Raw genomic sequence first — 812 nt, 5'->3', positions numbered from 1 at the left:
AGTTCGATTGTGAATCTTGCGTTGTCTCCTGGCATTACCATTTCTACGCCTTCTTCTAGTTCGATGTTTCCTGTTACGTCTGTTGTTCTGAAGTAGAATTGTGGTCTGTAGCCGTTGAAGAATGGTGTGTGTCTTCCGCCTTCTTCTTTGGTTAGGACGTATACTTCTGCTTTGAATTTGGTGTGTGCTTTGATTGTTTTTGGTGCTGCTAAGACTTGTCCTCTTTCGATTTCGTCTCTTTGTACACCTCTTAGTAGTACACCGATGTTGTCTCCTGCTTCTGCTTGGTCGAGGAGTTTTCTAAACATTTCTACGCCTGTTACTACTACGTCTCTTGGTTGGTCTGTTAGGCCGACTAGTTCTACTGTGTCGCCTACTTTGACTGTTCCTCTTTCTACTCTGCCTGTGGCTACTGTTCCACGGCCGGTGATTGTGAAGACGTCTTCTACTGGCATTAGGAATGGTTGGTCTGTTGCTCTTTCTGGTGTTGGGATCCATTCGTCTACTGCTTCCATGAGTTTTACGATTTTATCTCCCCATTCTCCGTCTGGATCTTCTAGTGCTTTTAAGGCTGATCCTACTACGATTGGTGTGTTGTCGCCATCGAAGTCGTATTCTGAGAGCATTTCTCTTACTTCCATTTCTACTAGTTCGATTAGTTCTGGGTCGTCTACTTGGTCTTCTTTGTTTAAGAATACTACCATTTTTGGTACGCCTACTTGTCTTGCTAGTAGGATGTGTTCTCTTGTTTGTGGCATTGGTCCGTCTGCTGCACTTACGATTAGGATTGCGCCGTCCATTTGGGCTGCACC

General features: G+C 44.8%; 1 protein-coding gene. It reads right to left on the bottom strand.

Features of this window, described 5'->3' with window-relative positions; translation table 11 throughout:
• Positions 1 to 812: elongation factor Tu (locus tag AC6FXG_RS08920; RefSeq protein WP_500572387.1), on the bottom strand; the 812-nt coding region annotated here is incomplete at both ends.

The sequence above is a fragment of the Ezakiella massiliensis genome (genome assembly GCF_059862345.1).
This window is presented reverse-complemented; position numbering and strand designations above follow the sequence as displayed.